At 43.4% G+C, this 15,739-nt stretch carries 14 protein-coding genes and 1 tRNA gene; 10 read left to right on the top strand and 5 right to left on the bottom strand.

The features are described from left to right. Window positions 1–52: 52 nt before the first annotated feature. The 4 genes from AC25CA_RS04640 to AC25CA_RS04625 all read left to right on the top strand — a co-directional run bounded on the left by AC25CA_RS04640 (window position 53) and on the right by AC25CA_RS04625 (window position 4,734). Window positions 53–985, top strand: a complete 933-nt coding sequence (locus tag AC25CA_RS04640) for an ABC transporter substrate-binding protein (RefSeq protein ID WP_486815881.1) — start codon at window positions 53–55, stop codon at window positions 983–985. A gap of 78 nt (window positions 986–1,063) precedes the next feature. Then, window positions 1,064–2,986 carry a U32 family peptidase gene (locus AC25CA_RS04635; protein WP_486815880.1) on the top strand — a complete coding sequence of 641 codons (1,923 nt, stop codon included), beginning with the start codon at window positions 1,064–1,066 and terminating at the stop codon, window positions 2,984–2,986. 1 nt (window position 2,987) lies between these two features. Then, complete coding sequence (locus AC25CA_RS04630) at window positions 2,988–4,268, top strand: aspartate aminotransferase family protein (protein ID WP_486815879.1); 1,281 nt, start codon at window positions 2,988–2,990, stop codon at window positions 4,266–4,268. Window positions 4,269–4,536: 268 nt separating this feature from the next. Next, complete coding sequence (locus tag AC25CA_RS04625) at window positions 4,537–4,734, top strand: hypothetical protein (RefSeq protein ID WP_486815878.1); 198 nt, start codon at window positions 4,537–4,539, stop codon at window positions 4,732–4,734. A gap of 166 nt (window positions 4,735–4,900) precedes the next feature. On the opposite strand, the gene AC25CA_RS04620 is transcribed toward AC25CA_RS04625, so the two are convergent. Both AC25CA_RS04620 and AC25CA_RS04615 read right to left on the bottom strand, forming a co-directional pair. Next, complete coding sequence (locus AC25CA_RS04620) at window positions 4,901–5,395, bottom strand: flavin reductase family protein (RefSeq protein WP_486815877.1); 495 nt, start codon at window positions 5,393–5,395, stop codon at window positions 4,901–4,903. Between the two features lie 115 nt (window positions 5,396–5,510). After that, a tRNA-Gly gene (locus AC25CA_RS04615) sits at window positions 5,511–5,584 on the bottom strand. A 191-nt stretch (window positions 5,585–5,775) separates the two neighbouring features. Here AC25CA_RS04615 and AC25CA_RS04610 point away from each other — a divergent pair. Continuing rightward, the gene (locus tag AC25CA_RS04610) at window positions 5,776–5,976 is read left to right on the top strand and encodes a cold-shock protein (RefSeq protein ID WP_486815876.1); all 201 of its coding nucleotides are present in this window, start codon (window positions 5,776–5,778) and stop codon (window positions 5,974–5,976) included. A 41-nt stretch (window positions 5,977–6,017) separates the two neighbouring features. Here AC25CA_RS04610 and AC25CA_RS04605 read toward each other — a convergent pair whose 3' ends face one another. Beyond that, a complete protein-coding gene (locus AC25CA_RS04605; RefSeq protein WP_486815875.1) occupies window positions 6,018–7,007 on the bottom strand; it encodes an NAD(+)/NADH kinase in 990 nt (329 codons plus the stop codon). Between the two features lie 154 nt (window positions 7,008–7,161). Here AC25CA_RS04605 and AC25CA_RS04600 point away from each other — a divergent pair, with 154 nt between their 5' ends. Next, window positions 7,162–8,691 carry a bifunctional metallophosphatase/5'-nucleotidase gene (locus AC25CA_RS04600; protein ID WP_486815874.1) on the top strand — a complete coding sequence of 510 codons (1,530 nt, stop codon included), beginning with the start codon at window positions 7,162–7,164 and terminating at the stop codon, window positions 8,689–8,691. A 36-nt stretch (window positions 8,692–8,727) separates the two neighbouring features. On the opposite strand, the gene AC25CA_RS04595 is transcribed toward AC25CA_RS04600, so the two are convergent. Beyond that, window positions 8,728–9,804 carry an FAD:protein FMN transferase gene (locus AC25CA_RS04595; RefSeq protein ID WP_486815873.1) on the bottom strand — a complete coding sequence of 359 codons (1,077 nt, stop codon included), beginning with the start codon at window positions 9,802–9,804 and terminating at the stop codon, window positions 8,728–8,730. A 99-nt stretch (window positions 9,805–9,903) separates the two neighbouring features. Further along, complete coding sequence (locus tag AC25CA_RS04590) at window positions 9,904–11,508, bottom strand: hypothetical protein (RefSeq protein WP_486815872.1); 1,605 nt, start codon at window positions 11,506–11,508, stop codon at window positions 9,904–9,906. A gap of 436 nt (window positions 11,509–11,944) precedes the next feature. Between AC25CA_RS04590 and AC25CA_RS04585 the strand changes: the two genes are divergently transcribed. The 4 genes from AC25CA_RS04585 to AC25CA_RS04570 all read left to right on the top strand — a co-directional run bounded on the left by AC25CA_RS04585 (window position 11,945) and on the right by AC25CA_RS04570 (window position 15,738). After that, window positions 11,945–13,807 (top strand): FAD-dependent oxidoreductase, encoded by a 1,863-nt coding sequence (locus tag AC25CA_RS04585; protein ID WP_486815871.1) that lies wholly within the window; start codon window positions 11,945–11,947, stop codon window positions 13,805–13,807. A 69-nt stretch (window positions 13,808–13,876) separates the two neighbouring features. Further along, window positions 13,877–14,233, top strand: coding sequence for a NusG domain II-containing protein (locus AC25CA_RS04580; RefSeq protein WP_486815870.1), 357 nt, complete (start codon window positions 13,877–13,879; stop codon window positions 14,231–14,233). 3 nt (window positions 14,234–14,236) lie between these two features. Further along, complete coding sequence (locus AC25CA_RS04575; protein ID WP_486815869.1) at window positions 14,237–14,752, top strand: Gx transporter family protein; 516 nt, start codon at window positions 14,237–14,239, stop codon at window positions 14,750–14,752. A gap of 17 nt (window positions 14,753–14,769) precedes the next feature. Next, window positions 14,770–15,738 carry a polyprenyl synthetase family protein gene (locus tag AC25CA_RS04570; RefSeq protein ID WP_486815868.1) on the top strand — a complete coding sequence of 323 codons (969 nt, stop codon included), beginning with the start codon at window positions 14,770–14,772 and terminating at the stop codon, window positions 15,736–15,738. Window position 15,739 lies beyond the last annotated feature (1 nt).

The following is a 15,739-nucleotide window of genomic DNA, read 5'->3' as shown; positions in this document are numbered from 1 at the left end:
CCTTTTCTTCCATGATACAATGGCACCTACGAACAAAAGGAGGAAACAAACAATGAAACGCTTATTACTTGGGATTCTGGCCATTGCCATACTCCTAACCGGATGCGCCAGCCAACCCGCTGAGCCTGCTCCGACCATAGAAAAAACACTTCGTGTTGGCCTGATGCCAGATGATGGCATTTTGCCTTACCTCTACGGTGCTCAACAAGGATATTTTGAAGAAGAAGGCATTATTGTTTCCTTTGAAATTTTCATGAGTGCTCTTGATCGCGATGCCGCCTTGCAGGCGGGAGAATTAGATGCCATCTATTCCGATGTCATCTCTCTCCTCTACTATGCAGAAGCTGGCACACCGCTTCAAGCCGTCAGCAGTACCCAGGCAACTTATGGGATCGCCGTTCAAAAAACACCCGATGGGATTTCCAGCCTTAAAGGTCAATCCGTTGGCTTGTCTACCAATACTTTGATGGAATATTTGGTCGACCTTTCCCTAGCCAAAGAAGGACTTGCGGAAGATGATATTGAAAAGATTGCAATTCCGTCCTTGCCCAATCGTTTGGAAAGCTACCGTGCAGGCCAAATCAGTGCAATTGCACTTCCAGAACCACTCTTAAGTCTTGCGGTTTTAGCCAACGGCCAGATCATCGAGACAGCTGAGTCCATCGACTTGGAACCCGGTGTACTCTTGGTAGAAGAAACCTGGTTAAACGAATCTGCTGATTCCATGAGTAATTTCTTTGCAGCCTACGACCGCGCTGTCGAGGGGTTGAATACGGGTGCTGCTCAAGAAGATCTTCTTGAGATTTACTCCCAAGCAAAATTCCCAGCTCCAGTTGTAGAGACCTTTGTCTTGCCAACCTATCATTCAGCGCAAGCACCGGCACCGGAAGAGATTCAAAAAGCCATCAATTGGCTAACAGCTCGAGATTTAATTGAAGGAGAACACAGCTACGAAAGTCTTGTTTCTCCTATCTTGCAAAAATAAAAGAATGATCCCTTGGGAGAATCTCCCATTTGGGATCATTTTTTTCTATGTTATAATGAGTCAGAAAGTGAGGTTATTATGAGAACTTTTTTAGGAAATCCCATCGAATTATTAGCCCCAGTTGGCAATTATGCCATCTTTAAAAAGTTGCTCCACTCCAAGGCAGATGCCTTTTATCTGGGTGGCAAGCAACTCAATATGCGCATGCATCGTTCACAATTCAACTTCACCATGGAAGAGATGAAAGACGCGATAATTGCAGCCCATGCGCTCGATAAGAAAATCTACATCACCGTCAACAATCTGGTATCCTCCGACGAGATTGAATCCGCTAAAGACTACCTGCTTGAATTGGAAGATCTCCAACCGGATGCTCTGATCATACAGGATCTAGCCATTGTCTCCTTGATTCAAGAAATGGATTTAAATCTGGAGATGCACGCCTCAGTGATGATGAACGTGCATAATCAGCATCACATTGACTATTTACAAAAACAAGGATTTACCCGTGTGGTCACTTCCCGTGAAATTGATTTAAAGACCGTTCGTAAGTGGGTCGATCAAACCGGGATTGAAATTGAGTACTTTGCCCACGGCGACATGTGCAGCATCAACGGTGCCACTTGTTATTATTCCAGCATGGTCTTTGGTCAAAGCTCCAATTGCGGGCGCTGTATGAAACCCTGCCGCTGGAGCTATCAAAGCCTCTATAAGGGTAAGCTTTACGAAACAGCATATCCCCTAGCTGCCAAGGATATGTCGATGTATCCCCATATCCCGGAAATGCTTGAAAGTGGCGTTGTTTCTTTCAAAATTGAAGGCCGAATGCGGGAAGCTGATTTTTTACTTCCCATCATCAATGCCTACGGTGATGCCATAGACTCTTACCTTGCCGATCCACTCGCCTATGACCGTTTCAAGGATTCCGAGGCCTTATTTGAACAGCGAATGCGTGATCCTTATCAAAGCTTTGCCTTTGGCAACCCTGGATCTTCTGCAATCAATGAGCGCTATGAAGGCACCGGATACTTCTACTCCCACGGGCATGTCTTTTCAAAACCCGTAGATGAACATGATATCAAGGACTCGAAAGTAAATGAGTTAAATATGCAAGTCGGCAATCAGAAAAACCAAACGTCTTCACTTCTCGTTTCTTTACAAACCGAGGAACAATTGAAAATCGCCCTAAATTCTACCATCGACCAGATTGAAATCTCAACGGAAGTTTTCGATGGCAGCAAAGGCATTTCTGCAGATGCCATCCGCCGGGTCGTATGCAATCATCCGACCCGGAATTTCATCATCCGATTGCCACGAGCCGCTCAGGACCATGAACTTGCAAAATTAGAACAATGGCTGTCTGTTCATCAATCCTGGCTCAAAGACCGTGTCATTCTGCGGGTCTCTACCATGGGACAAGCCATTCTTGTCAAGAAATTCAACATCCAGATCGCCGGTGATTTGGGTCTTAACCTCTATAATGAAAAAACCGCCAATCGCTTGCTGGCAGAAGGCTTCGAATCTGGCATTGCCTCGATTGAACTCAAGGCAAAAGATCTAATGGCTTTGGCGGATCACTCTCAACTGCCCCTTGAATTGGTGGTTTTCGGGTCTCCAACCATGATGCTCAGTGATCTCGACTTTGTGCAGCACCTAGAAGAAAAGCAAGCTGTTGGCCAAGAAAACAGTCACTATTTTTCCGAAGAGGTTCTTGTCTTGCGAGATGACAAGGGATTTGAACATCCCGTCTACCGTGATCAATTCAAACGAAACCATGTCCGTCTCAATAAGGACATCAATTTAACAGGTCTTTGGCCAAGCCTAAAAACCCACGGCTTTTCCACCTTCCGATTGGAGATGGAACACTTCCAACCCACCGACTTCCAAACTGCGCTTGACTACTGGTGCAAGCTGAAAGCCAATGATGGAATGAATACGCCCTTAGATCCCATCCATGCTGGATTCACCCTGGGCGCGCTTGGCTTTGAGAAAGGAGAATAAGATGACCTACCTTGGACCCCAAACAATACTTAAAAAGAAGGAGCAGTTTTTGTTGCCTTGCTCCTATCATTTCTATCAAGATCCTCCGCAATTGGTGCGGGGATCCATGCAATACCTCTATGATCAAACGGGCAAGGAATACCTCGATTTTTTTGCCGGGGTTTCCGTGATGAATTGCGGACACAGCAACCCAGAAATTCTAACAACAACTATTAATCAGATGAAAAACCTACAGCATACAACAACGATTTATCTCACAGAGCCCATTGTCTCTTTGGGCCAACGCCTGGCCGCTTATCTGCCCGGAGACCTAAGAAAATCCTTTTTCTGCATGTCGGGTTCCGAGGCAAACGAAGGCGCCCTTCTGCTGGCAAAAAAAACAACCGGCAGAAGAGGACTAATTGGACTGAAAGGCGGCCTTTCCGGTCGAACCCACCTCACCATGAGCTTGACAGGAATCCCCATGTGGCGCACCATGGACGATCCATCACCTAATACCTATTTGGCTGAAGGATACGGTAAAGAACCTGGAGAAACGACTTCAGATGCTATGGAACGTTCTTTAGATAGTATTCGTTGCCTTTTAGAGGCACACCCAAACGAAATCGCCGCATTAATCTGTGAACCGATCCAAGGCAATGGAGGGATTCAAGTTCCTCACATCCGCTATTTCAAGCGATTAAAAACCTTGCTTGAAAAATTTGGTGCCTTGTTGATTATCGATGAAGTGCAGACCGGATACGGCCGCACCGGCAAGAACTTTGCCATCGAGCATTTCAATGTCGTTCCTGATATCTTAACATCGGCCAAGGCCCTGGGTAACGGTGTACCCATCGCGGCATTTTCCACCACGGATAAAATTGCGGCTACTTTCACCAGTCCATCTGCCTCTACCTTGGGTGGAAACCCAGTTTCAGCCGCCAATTCTCTGGCCGTGCTAGCATATTTGGAATCCCATCAATTAAAAGAACGTGCGGCAAATCTCGGCAAGCTCTTGCTTGAAAAACTGACGAAAATGAAAGGGAAGTATCCCTTGATCAAAGACGTACGCGGAATCGGCCTGATGGTCGGCGTTGAACTTCAAAATTCAGATGGAAGGCCGGCAACCGAAGCCGTTGACCGCATTTTGGAACGAATGAAAAATGCCGGTTTTCTCATTGGAAAGAACGGAATACACCGAAACACTCTAGCCTTTCAACCCCCCTTGGTCCTCTCTAAGCGTAATGTCTTGGACATGATTGAAGCCTTGGACCAAGCGATCAAGGAAGAATGCGTAGAATAATCTCATGCTACTATTCAATCAATTTTGCAAAAGGTAACGATTTAAAATAATCGTTACCTTTTTTATATACAAAGTAACTTGTATTTCGTTTTTTTAACATTACCCCTTAATGCAATACATTCTATTTATTGATTTTTCTTACTTATCAATTGATTCTCTTATAAAATGATTAAACCTTTGCAAAGTGGTATAATTTTATTGGATGAATCGCAAGATGATTATATGAAGAATCGAAAAAACACTTGCACCTGCCAAAGTGGAGGCTATTATGGGATTATCATTAGCAAGACTTATTTTAAAAGTTTCAACAGCCCTATTCTTTATGATTGGTGCCTTATATTTTTTGAAAGCCGACAGTTGGCCTGCTAAACGCACCAAGGCGACCGGAATCATACTCGTGATTTTGATGTTTACGATGATAATCAGTTTATTGACAGGCTTTTGGATAGCCGGTCTTTACAATTGATTATACAACCAATCCCCTTTCGATTTATGCAAAGTTTATTTCCAAGAAGTATCTGCTTCTTCATCGTAAAAAATTCCAAACGCTAAAAAAAGAATCCTAATAGCAAGGATTCTTTTTTGCATATTTACACGAATTTCGTCAATCAAATAGCTAAAGCTCAACCCTATTATTCGTCATATTCATCAACAATCTCACCAATAAAGAAAACATGATAATCCTGGTTGTTTTCGTAAAACTGTTTTTTGATGGCTTCATCCAGGTTGGCCGGGTCCATGGACTGGCGATACACGATCTTGCACTCGTAGTGATGTGCCGCTTCCTTGACCACAACACCCGAAATCATTTTTGCTGGCTTTGCCGTCAATTTCGTCTCGGCAAACTTCTGAAAATCACGTCCGCTCTTGGTGCCGCAAAAATTCAATTCCTTTTGTAAGTCTCCAAATCTTGGCACGCTGACAGTAAAGCCTTCCGCCTTGTCCAGCAATCGATAGGTATGACGCGAATATCGAACGGCTACTTGTATCACTGGTTTCCCCCAGATGATTCCGCTCAAAGCCCATCCAATGGTCATGGGGTTGACCTCATCGCCTTGGCCCACAGTTAAAAACGCACCCTTGGGCAATTGTTTCATCATTTCTGGTATCTTATCATATCCAATCATTATAATATTCTCCTTTCGGATCTGGTTTATTCTTTCTAGAACAAGCTTTAGTCTCAGTTTATCACAGTTTATGGCGCAAAAAAAACGCTAAGGAAAATCCTTAGCGTTTCACGATTGGAGCGAGTGAGGGGAATCGAACCCCCGTAGTCGGCTTGGGAAGCCGGAGCTCTACCATTGAGCTACACTCGCATGTCGAATAGACTTATTATACTCTTTTTACCCATTGAAATCAAGAAAGAAAATCCAGAAAAATGGAAGTTTTTCTCACAAACAAAAGTTTGTTGTTTTGCAAAGAAATCGTTTCCTAAATCTATTGACAATCAGTTATTAAATAAGTAAGATGTAAAAAGATGAAACATTACTTTAGGAGGGGTTCAAAGATGCAAAAAGGTACAGTAAAATGGTTTAATGGCAGAAAAGGGTTCGGATTCATCGTAGATGATGCTGGTCAAGATGTATTTGTTCACTTCAGTGCGATCCAAATGGAAGGATACCGTGTTCTTGAAGAAGGACAAGCGGTCGAATATGAAATGGAGCTAGGCGAGAAAGGCCCCATTGCCAAAACTGTCATTGGATTATAAAGAAAGGCCGCTGATTTTCATCAGCGGCCTTTGCATTGTATTCATTCTTGTTCTCGCTGTCGAATATGCCGTTTCAAGGTTTCTTCTACCAAAACTCGGCATGGTCCCCCTTGATCAACTTGAATTCGAACCATATCATCCTTACGAAGCCGTACCATCCGCTCTCCATCAAGGGCCAATGTACCACTTTGATCAGCTCGCCATTCATGTTTTTCATCACAAGAATGCCGGATCAATGCGACCTTTCCAACAGGAACCATCCGGCCCGGAATAATCGGAGAAAGTCGAACCCTTCCCCCTGACCCACATTCAAAAAAAATCCACCCTGCTTCCTCTGGGGATAGAAACTCCCATTGCCCAACAATAGACGACAAACCAATCGATGCAGGCGTTGCTCGCGTTACAGCCAGCCAGCGTATATCATCTGGAGACCAGACAGCTCGAGAAGCAATCTCCGTCTGCTTGGAACAAACAACATCCACCAAAGCAATCCACTCTTCACCATCATTCACACTCACCCGGATTCGCTTATCCCGGCGAGTCGCTACCGACTCTGGATCCATAACAACAACACCCAGGACCATTCCGGCGATGGTTCCCTCTATTGATTCTGGATAAACATTGTTTGTTCCCGTCGAGATGGGCAGAATTGGAATCATTGTTCCGGTTTGCGCAATATCCCGCGAGGTTCCATCACCACCCATTACCACGATGGCTCTGCATTCTAACCGTTCAAATTCTGCTACCGCCTTGACCGTATCCGTAGCCTTGCCCATAGGTCGAAAATCCAAAATTTTAATAATTTCCCAAGGTCCGCCATCCTGTTTCAACCGTGCCTGAATAGCCCGCCCCAATCCTTGAGGGTCAGGCATAAAATAAATTTTCTCTATCCCTTTAGCCTCTGCAGCAATCACCGCTCTAAGCAAGAGATTCATTTTTTCCATATGTCCCACGCTATCCGCATAGGATACAATGCGTCTAATATCCTTCCCACTGGAAGGGTTAACGATCACTCCGATGGCTCTATTCATTAAATTTCCTCCTATTTACCTTTCACCTATTATATCAGTTGCAAGTAAAAACTCATTAATTTGTTAAGATTTCTAAATTTCCGTGAAATGGAACCGGTTTCAGGATATAATTATGAGTGGGATAACGTTTCTAAATTTTTAAGGAGGTCTTTTTATGAAAAAAATCAACAAACATTTAAGCGTTTTACTTGTACTTAGTCTCATTTTACTCAGCTTTGCAACACCTGGCTTTGCCGCGGGGCAAGAAACCACCATTACTCTCTTCCACTTCAATGACACCCATGGTCGAGTCGTTGAAGGAAGCTATGACGGCATGGGACTCCCACGACTCGCTGATGTGATCGAGCAAACTCGTGCAGAAGGAGGCAACGTACTTGTTTTAGACGCTGGTGATTCTTATCACGGAAAACCCGTTGTCAACCTAAATCAAGGTGAATTAGTTGTTGATATCTTCAATGCATTGGGTGTAGATGCTCAAGCGCCAGGCAACCATGACTTCAACTATGGATATGAGCGACTTCTAGAATTAGAAGAAATGGCAAACTATCCGATCATGGCCGCCAATGTTAAAATGAATGGCGAAAGTCTGTTAAAACAAGATTACACAATTAAAGAATTCGATGGTGTAAAAGTTGGTATCTTCGGCTTATCTACTCCTGAAACCATGTATAAAACCAATCCATTAAATGTAATTGACGTTGATTTTGAAGCACCGGCCCAAGCGGCACAGGAAATGGTAACCGCTTTGCAAGCTGAAGGCTGTGACGTCATTATCGCCTTGGGTCACTTGGGTAATGATGAAGAAACAAAAATGGAAGAAACCAGCAAGTATGTCTTAGAAAATGTTGATGGCATTGATATCTTTGTCGATGGTCACTCTCATGAAACATTGACCAATGGAGAAATGGTAAACGGCGCATTATTGGTTCAATCTGGTTACTATGACAAGAATGTAGGCCGCGTCGATATAACCGTCAAGGACGATATCGTTAGCGCAACTGCATCCCTGATTGAAAAAGGTGCGGAAGGTTATGAAGACAATGCAGATATTCAAGCTTTGATTGATGCGACTGTTGAAGAAAATCGTGTGATTACAGATGTTGAAATCGGCTATTCAATGTACGAACTTAACGGCGAAAGAAACTTTGTTCGTACTGGAGAAACCAGAATGACGAACTTAATTACTGCAGCGATCGGCATCCGAACAGGCGCTGACGGTGTGATCACCAATGGCGGTGGCATCCGTGCATCCATTGGACAAGGCGCCATGACTAAGGGACATATCCTTGAGGTATTACCATTTGGCAACTATGTTGTAGTAAAAAATATGAGCGGTCAAGCTATTTTAGATGCTTTGAACCACGGCATTAGTGCATATCCAGCTACCAATGGTGGCTTCCCGCAAGTTTATGGTATCAAGTACACACTAAACTACAGTGAAACAGCTGACAATTTCGTCTCAAATGTCATGATCAAAGGCGAGACTTTAGATCCAATGAAAATGTATACCATCGCTTCTAATGATTTTGTAGCAGCAGGTGGAGACGGTTACTCCAGTTTTGGTGATGCAACAACTGCCGCGGAATTTGGCGACATGGCTGATATCGTAATCGAACACATTGAAAAATATGGAATCGCTGGTGCAGCACCGAGTCGTTGGATTATCAATCAAGAAATTAAATAAAACAGCAAAATGGCTCCCAGATTGGGAGCCATTTTTTTATTGCGCATAAACCTCTTCTTCCATTGCTTCATTTGTTGATTGATAGCGATCCAACAAGTCCTGCGAACTGAAGATCATACGATCATCCTTGGTAACAAAAATCGCGTCAATAGACGGCAGGGACCGAATCAACTTGATTCCTTCATCAAGCCCCAGTAAGAAGCATGTGGTCGACAAGGCATCTCCATCCGTTGACTTTGGGCTGATAATTGTAACGGAACGCAAACTATTTTGAGCTGGAAATCCTGTAAAAGGATCAAGAATATGATGATACTTCTTTCCATTCACTTCAAAAAAACGTTCATAATCGCCTGAGGTTACAATGGACTCATCCTTTAAGGAAACAATGCCCAAATACTCTCCACGCAAGCTATCCGGGTCCTGAACCCCAATTCGAAAATCCGATCCATCCGGCTTTCCACCGATCAACAGCACATTTCCGCCAAGATTGATAATACCACTAGTTACACCAGCGTCCACCAATTGTTCTTTCACCTCGTCTGCAATATAGCCTTTAGCAATGGCACCAAGATTGGCAATCATCTTTTCATCCTGAAGATAAATTGTTCCAGCTTCTCCATCCACAATCAATTTTTGATAATCGATCAGGGGTTTTATGTCAGCCAATTCTTCTTCTGTTGCTAGGTGGCCTTCTGGAGGGTCTATTCCCCATAGGTCAATCAATGGTCCTGCCGTCGGGTCAAACCGACCTTGTGAGAGTTCTGCGTACCCAAGAGCGGCTTCCATCACTTCAAAGGTCTCCGCCTGCACCTTGACTGCCGAAATCCCAGCTGCATCGCGTATTTTTGCCAAGTCGCTACCCTCGAGGTGAACACTAAGCATTTTTTCCAGTTCTTCAATCCGTGAAAAAGAATCCTCAATCAAGCTTGTATCTTCTTCTCCATAGAGTTTGACCGTTATAATTGTATCGAGCTGAAAAGCATGATCCTCTATATACGATGCCTTTGAGGGTGTTTCCACGACTTGAGGCGATTCCTTCTGCGCACATCCTACAAGAGCAATTGCCGTTACAAGCACGATTCCCAACACTTGAATACTTCGTTTAATCCTCATACTCATCCCCCTTTAATCTGTACCCATTGTAACCAAGGTTCAGATTCTTTGCAATAAAAAAAAGCGGACTTCCTTTTGAGAAGCCCGCTTTTGATTCATTTACTTCAATGCTGCTGCAAACAATTCAACAAATTGTGTCATCCCAATAGAAGCACCCGCAATTGCGTCAGTTTTTCCATCGGCATCCAACTCAAGTGTTAAATCTTGATTTTCAATAACAAAGCCTTCAATTGATGCTGCTTGTGCGAACCATTCCGCCTGGGCACCACCGAATGCAACCATGTTATATGCATCACCCAATTCTTTTTTCGAAGTGTCTTCTCCATCTTCAGTCTTGCCATTGGCGTTAAAGTTAACTGCCACGATGGTTCCGTTGACAACTTGGAACTGACCAATATAGGTATATCCTTTTTCATCTTCGGCAAGTTCTGCATAGTAGTAGCCATCTGTGTAGTCGCCTTTGGCAACAGGTCCATTAGCCAATGCTTCATCTACTAAACCAAAGAACTCTGTTACATGGATCGAAACACCTGTGATTGCATCCGTATGACCTTGGTCATCCGTATAAGCAATTTCTGTTGTTTGAGTATCCAATAAATACTGCTCTACCGCTTTGGCTTGAACGTCCCACTCTGATTGTGCGTTTCCGTAAGCAACCATGCCATATGCACCACTCTCAGAAGTTGTTTTCTTGTCATCTCCACCGCGAACGTTGGTTCCGTTCCAGTTAACATCAACGATCTTTTCATTTTCTACTGTAAGGGTCACATTGTATTTCCAACCGCTTCCAGCAAATGCAGCTTCTTGTGCATAGTAAACACCGTCTGCCATGGCTGCAGTCTCTCCACCACCCAATGTCATGTTAAACAATTCAACAAACTGATTCAGGTGAATAGAGGCTCCAGCAACCGCATCGGTCTTTCCTTCTGCGTCAAGCACAATATCAAATCCTTGGTTTGCAAGAATAAATGATTCTACCGCTTCTGCTTGTGCATACCATTCCGCTTGCGCGCCACCATTTGCTACCATACCATAATCATCGCCTAATTCTTTCTTAGAAGAATCTTTTTCTTCTTCATTTAAGAATTTTGCATTCAAGTTTGCTCCAACAATGGTTCCATTTACAACTTGGAACTGGCCAAGGTATGTGAAACCTTTGTCGTCTTCAGCAAGTTCTGCATAGTAATAACCATCTGTATAATCACCTTTGGCAACGGGTCCATTAACCAATGCTTCATCTACTAAACCGAAGAACTCTGTTACATGGATCGAAACACCCGTAATTGCATCCGTATGACCTTCATCATCCGTATAAGCAACTTCTGTTGTTTGGTTATCCAATAGGTATTGTTCTACCATCTCTGCTTGCACATCCCATTCTGACTGTGCAGCACCATAGGCAACCATTCCGTATCCACCATTAGCAGAAAGGGTCTTCTTATCGTCTCCACCGCGAACGTTGGTGCCGTTCCAGTTCACATCAAGAATTTTTCCACCTGCAACCTCAAGAGTTACATTATATTTCCAACCGCTACCTGCAAATTCGGCTTCTTGTGCATAGTACACACCGTCCGCTACATCAAAGCTTGCTGTTTCTTGTGCTGGTGCCTCTGGCGCCTCTGGTTCTACCGGTGCCGTTGGTGCACAACCTGCTAAAGCAGTAACTGCCATCAAAACAATTAGTAATACTGTCAACTTCTTCATTTGTTCTCCTCCTACACTTTGTTTATTATTGGACAAACTTATTCTAGCATTGAGAAAGTTTCCTTGTCAAACTATTTTATTTTCTGATTTTGATAAGAATAAGTGTATTCAACTATTATTTTATCATCTTATTCGAACAAGTCTTCACTTTTGCTGAATTTTAGTCAATAAGTTACGAAAACTTCATCCTTGTCGTGACCAAATCGTTTTTTATTACCCTTATGAACAAATTGAAAGTTGTGATTGCTCTTCTGATAAACTGACCTTAGTTTGCAATCAAATTTTTCTTTGCAATCTATAAGACATACGCTATACTAAATACGCCAACAGTTTCATAAGGAAACTTTTTTGTACTATTTATTTGTCCATTTATACAATTCTACACATTTTACACAATTTGTTGTTAATTAATTATCAAAGAACTGGGAGGGAACCTATGAATCCGACAAAAATTGTAATTCTTGGCGGTGGCTACGCTGGAATTAAGGCAGGAAAAGTTCTGCATAAAGCCTTTAAAAAAGACTCGAATGTAGAAATCACCTTAATCGATCGCCATCGATTCCATACATTGATGACTGAACTTCACGAAGTTGCCGGTCATCGAACTGAACCTGACGCGATCACCGTTGATCTGAAAAAGGTCTTCCGCGGTCGAATGGTTAATGTACGATTTGATGAAATCGCATCCATTGACTTGGAAGGTCAATGTCTAAAGGGTCAACAAAACGAATATCCTTACGACTATCTTGTTGTTGCAACAGGCAATGAGTCAAACTTCTTTGGAGTTGAGGGTGCTGAAGAGCATTCACACACCCTATGGTCTTACGAAGACGCAACTGATCTTCGCGAACATGTAGAAAACATGTACGATCTCGCTTCTCGCACCGAAGATCTAGAAAAGCGAAAAGAGCTATTAACCTTTGCAGTTTGCGGTGGTGGTTTTACCGGTGTTGAAATGGCCGGTGAATTGGGAGAAGCAAAAGAACATCTTTCCCGTAAATACGACATCGATCCCAACGAAGTAAAAGTTTACAATATTGAAGCGATGGGACGCATTTTAAATATGCTTGAAAAAGATAGCCAAGTTGAAAAGGTTCAACAGCGATATCAAAAACTTGGAATTGAGCTTCGCACCAATGCTCCAATCATCAAAGTAGAAGAAAATGCCTTTACCTTAAAAAGTGGTGAAGTCGTTCCTTGTCAAACTTTGATCTGGGCTGCCGGAATCAAAAACAACTCATTTGCAGCAAAACTAGGATTAACCGTAGGTCGCGGAGGCCGTATCCTTGTCAATGAATATATGCAGACAACAGAATACAAAAATGTATTCGCTGTCGGTGACAATGCGGCATACGAGGATCAAGACGGTCCAATGCCACAGATCGTTCAGGCAGCCGAGGCTTCAGGCCATACAGCAGCAAGCAATATCATCCAAATGATTCAAGGTGGAGAACTTCATACCCACGAACAAAAATATGATGGCTTTATGGTTTCGGTTGGATCCCGCTACGCAGTATCTGATACCCGTGGAATTCGATTCAACGGATGGATGGCCATGTTGGTCAAGCATTTGGTCAACTTCCTATATCTCTTCACTGTTGGAGGCGTTCGCCAGCTATGGAACTATTGGCGTCATGAATTTTTCCGTGTGAAACACCGTCGTTCTTTTGTTGGTGGTCATTTCGCAACAGCTTCACCAAACTTCTGGTTGGTTCCTCTAAGAATTTACCTAGGTGTCATGTGGCTAATTGAAGGCTACAATAAAATTGGTGAGGGTTGGCTGAAAGAAATGAAGATGGGTTGGTTATTAACCCCTTCTCCAGTTGCAGCAGATGCAACCTCAGCCGCTTCTGGAGCCGCAGAAGCAGTCGTTGAAACTGTCACAGCTGCCAGTGGAGCCGCAGAAGCAGTTGTTGAAACTGCCTCGGCCTACGGTGAGCCCTTATTGAAAAATGTACCTGGAATCATGCAATGGTTCCTCGACAATATTTATGCACAAGCACCTGTTTTCTTCCAAATTATGATTGTCTTAACAGAAATGGCCGTTGGCGCTTTATTGATTGTAGGCTTGTTTACTTTCCTATCTTCTGCAATCAGTGTTGTATTAACCATCGCCTTTACTTTGACAACCATGACAGACGTCAGCATTCTTTGGTTCTTCTTTGGTGGTATCGCCTTGATCGGTGGAGCCGGAAGCACCTTCGGCTTGGACTATTATGTCCTCCCTCGACTGCGTCTCTGGTGGAGCAAAACACATATTGGCGGCAAAGGGTATCTATACTGGGACGAACTTGAATAGGAAGCGGTTGAAAATCCTTTCGCAATCTGCGGAGGGATTTTTCGTGCCTATACCAAAAAGGAGAAACATATGAAGAAAAATGATATCATTCTGATCCTCGTCGTTGCGGCAATCGCAATCGCCGCTTTGCTCTGGATGAAAACAACAAAAGAACCAGAGGCTGATCAATGGGTTGTTATTGAATCCTATGGAGAACTGGTTGAAGTGATTCCACTCACTCAGTCGACAGAACGAGAGATTAGAGTCGGTGATGAAGCAGTCTATAATCTTGTGATTATTTCACAAGGCGTGGCGAACATGATAGAATCGGATTGTCCCGATCAAATTTGTGTTGAGACGAAATCGGCAAGCCAAGTTGGCGATATGATCGTATGTCTCCCCCACCAATTGATTGTTTATATTACCGATCAACCTATCGAGGAGTAAACCATGAAATCAAATACAAGAAAGCTTGTTTTTTTATCCCTTCTTGTCGCCCAAGCAATGGTGCTAAGTTGGCTAGAATCAATGATCCCCTTTACACCAGGCATTCCAGGTGCAAAGCTGGGACTTGCAAATATTGTCACCTTGATCGCACTGTCCACTATGGATTATAAGAGCTGTTTCACCATTGTCGTCATGCGCACGACCTTAACCTCCTTTCTTTTTGGGACGGTTTCTTCCCTGCTCTACTCCTTATCCGGTGGCTTACTCAGTCTCATTGTGATGGCTCTTGTATTGAAATTTCTGCCTAAAAGCTTTAGCTTAATGGCCGTCAGCATCATCGGTGCAATCGCCCATAACTTGGGGCAATTGCTAATGGCAGCTCTGGTCATCGAAAACCTAAATATTCTCTACTATCTTCCGTTTTTGATGTTGCTTGCCATTCCAACAGGGCTATTTGTTGGAATCGTAACCCGCTATCTTCTGCCTTATCTCAAACGATTTGGCTTTCAGTTTCAATAAAAGCAAAGGAGAACCACATGCAAAATTATTGGGAGCAATTTCCCACTATCCAAGTTGAGCTACAGCGGGTACATGACTTGATGCTTCAGGAAACAAAAGATGCCGAACCCTTTATTTCTCAGCCCTTGATTGAACTCATTCAAACAGGCGGAAAAAAAATGCGTCCGGCTTTTGTTCTAATCGCTGGAAATTACGGCAATCCAGATCCTAAACGTATTCAAGCCATAGCAGCATCGGTAGAACTACTTCATCTTTCAACATTGATCCATGACGATATCATTGATCAATCCAAGCTACGCCGTGGAATTGAAGCAGTCCCATCCAAGTACGGAACCGATGTTGCCGTTTATTTAGGTGACTATCTCTTTGCCAAAACTTTTCTTATCATGAGTCGTTACCAAAAGGAAGATTCCAATACAGAGATTGCCAAAGCCATTTTTAAAATCTGCCGTGGTGAACTTAAGCAATATCGCTTTCGCCATGACACCGCACTCTCAGTTTCACAATACCTGCGAGTGATCAGTGGAAAAACGGCAGCACTTTTTTCAGTGAGTCTTTATGCGGGTGCCCTTGAGGGGGACCTTTCACACCGTAAAGCCCATCAGTTGGCCCTTTCCGGTTTGCGAGCGGGCATGGCTTTTCAAATCATTGACGATTGTCTTGATTATACCGGTGAGGACAAAACCCTTTCGAAAAGTGCGCAAAACGATATTAAACAGGGATTTATGACCCTGCCCATCATTTATGCCTTGAAAGCAGATTCAACGGGTCAACTGCAAAAGCGACTGAATGAATCTTCACTCTCAAAAGCAGATCTCACTTGGATCCAAAATCAAGTCATTACCTTGGGTGGCGTTAAAAAGGCACAGATCCTTGCCAAAAAGTATACAAAAAAAGCATACGAAGCATTAAATAGAACCCCGGATTGCGAAAGCCGCGCAATCCTTCATACGGTTTACCAATCCTTATTGGAACGCCGATACTAGG

Source organism: Gottschalkiaceae bacterium SANA (assembly GCA_036323355.1).
Taxonomy (GTDB): domain Bacteria; phylum Bacillota; class Clostridia; order Tissierellales; family GPF-1; genus GPF-1.
Note: the sequence above shows the minus strand (reverse complement) of the source record. Positions and strands in the feature narration are given on the sequence as shown.

Coding starts and splice junctions, on each gene's coding strand:
- AC25CA_RS04640 (WP_486815881.1), top strand. CDS start 53: ATGAAACGCTTATTACTTGGGATTCTGGCCATTGCCATACTCCTAACC.
- AC25CA_RS04635 (WP_486815880.1), top strand. CDS start 1,064: ATGAGAACTTTTTTAGGAAATCCCATCGAATTATTAGCCCCAGTTGGC.
- AC25CA_RS04630 (WP_486815879.1), top strand. CDS start 2,988: ATGACCTACCTTGGACCCCAAACAATACTTAAAAAGAAGGAGCAGTTT.
- AC25CA_RS04625 (WP_486815878.1), top strand. CDS start 4,537: ATGGGATTATCATTAGCAAGACTTATTTTAAAAGTTTCAACAGCCCTA.
- AC25CA_RS04620 (WP_486815877.1), bottom strand. CDS start 5,395: ATGATTGGATATGATAAGATACCAGAAATGATGAAACAATTGCCCAAG.
- AC25CA_RS04610 (WP_486815876.1), top strand. CDS start 5,776: ATGCAAAAAGGTACAGTAAAATGGTTTAATGGCAGAAAAGGGTTCGGA.
- AC25CA_RS04605 (WP_486815875.1), bottom strand. CDS start 7,007: ATGAATAGAGCCATCGGAGTGATCGTTAACCCTTCCAGTGGGAAGGAT.
- AC25CA_RS04600 (WP_486815874.1), top strand. CDS start 7,162: ATGAAAAAAATCAACAAACATTTAAGCGTTTTACTTGTACTTAGTCTC.
- AC25CA_RS04595 (WP_486815873.1), bottom strand. CDS start 9,804: ATGAGGATTAAACGAAGTATTCAAGTGTTGGGAATCGTGCTTGTAACG.
- AC25CA_RS04590 (WP_486815872.1), bottom strand. CDS start 11,508: ATGAAGAAGTTGACAGTATTACTAATTGTTTTGATGGCAGTTACTGCT.
- AC25CA_RS04585 (WP_486815871.1), top strand. CDS start 11,945: ATGAATCCGACAAAAATTGTAATTCTTGGCGGTGGCTACGCTGGAATT.
- AC25CA_RS04580 (WP_486815870.1), top strand. CDS start 13,877: ATGAAGAAAAATGATATCATTCTGATCCTCGTCGTTGCGGCAATCGCA.
- AC25CA_RS04575 (WP_486815869.1), top strand. CDS start 14,237: ATGAAATCAAATACAAGAAAGCTTGTTTTTTTATCCCTTCTTGTCGCC.
- AC25CA_RS04570 (WP_486815868.1), top strand. CDS start 14,770: ATGCAAAATTATTGGGAGCAATTTCCCACTATCCAAGTTGAGCTACAG.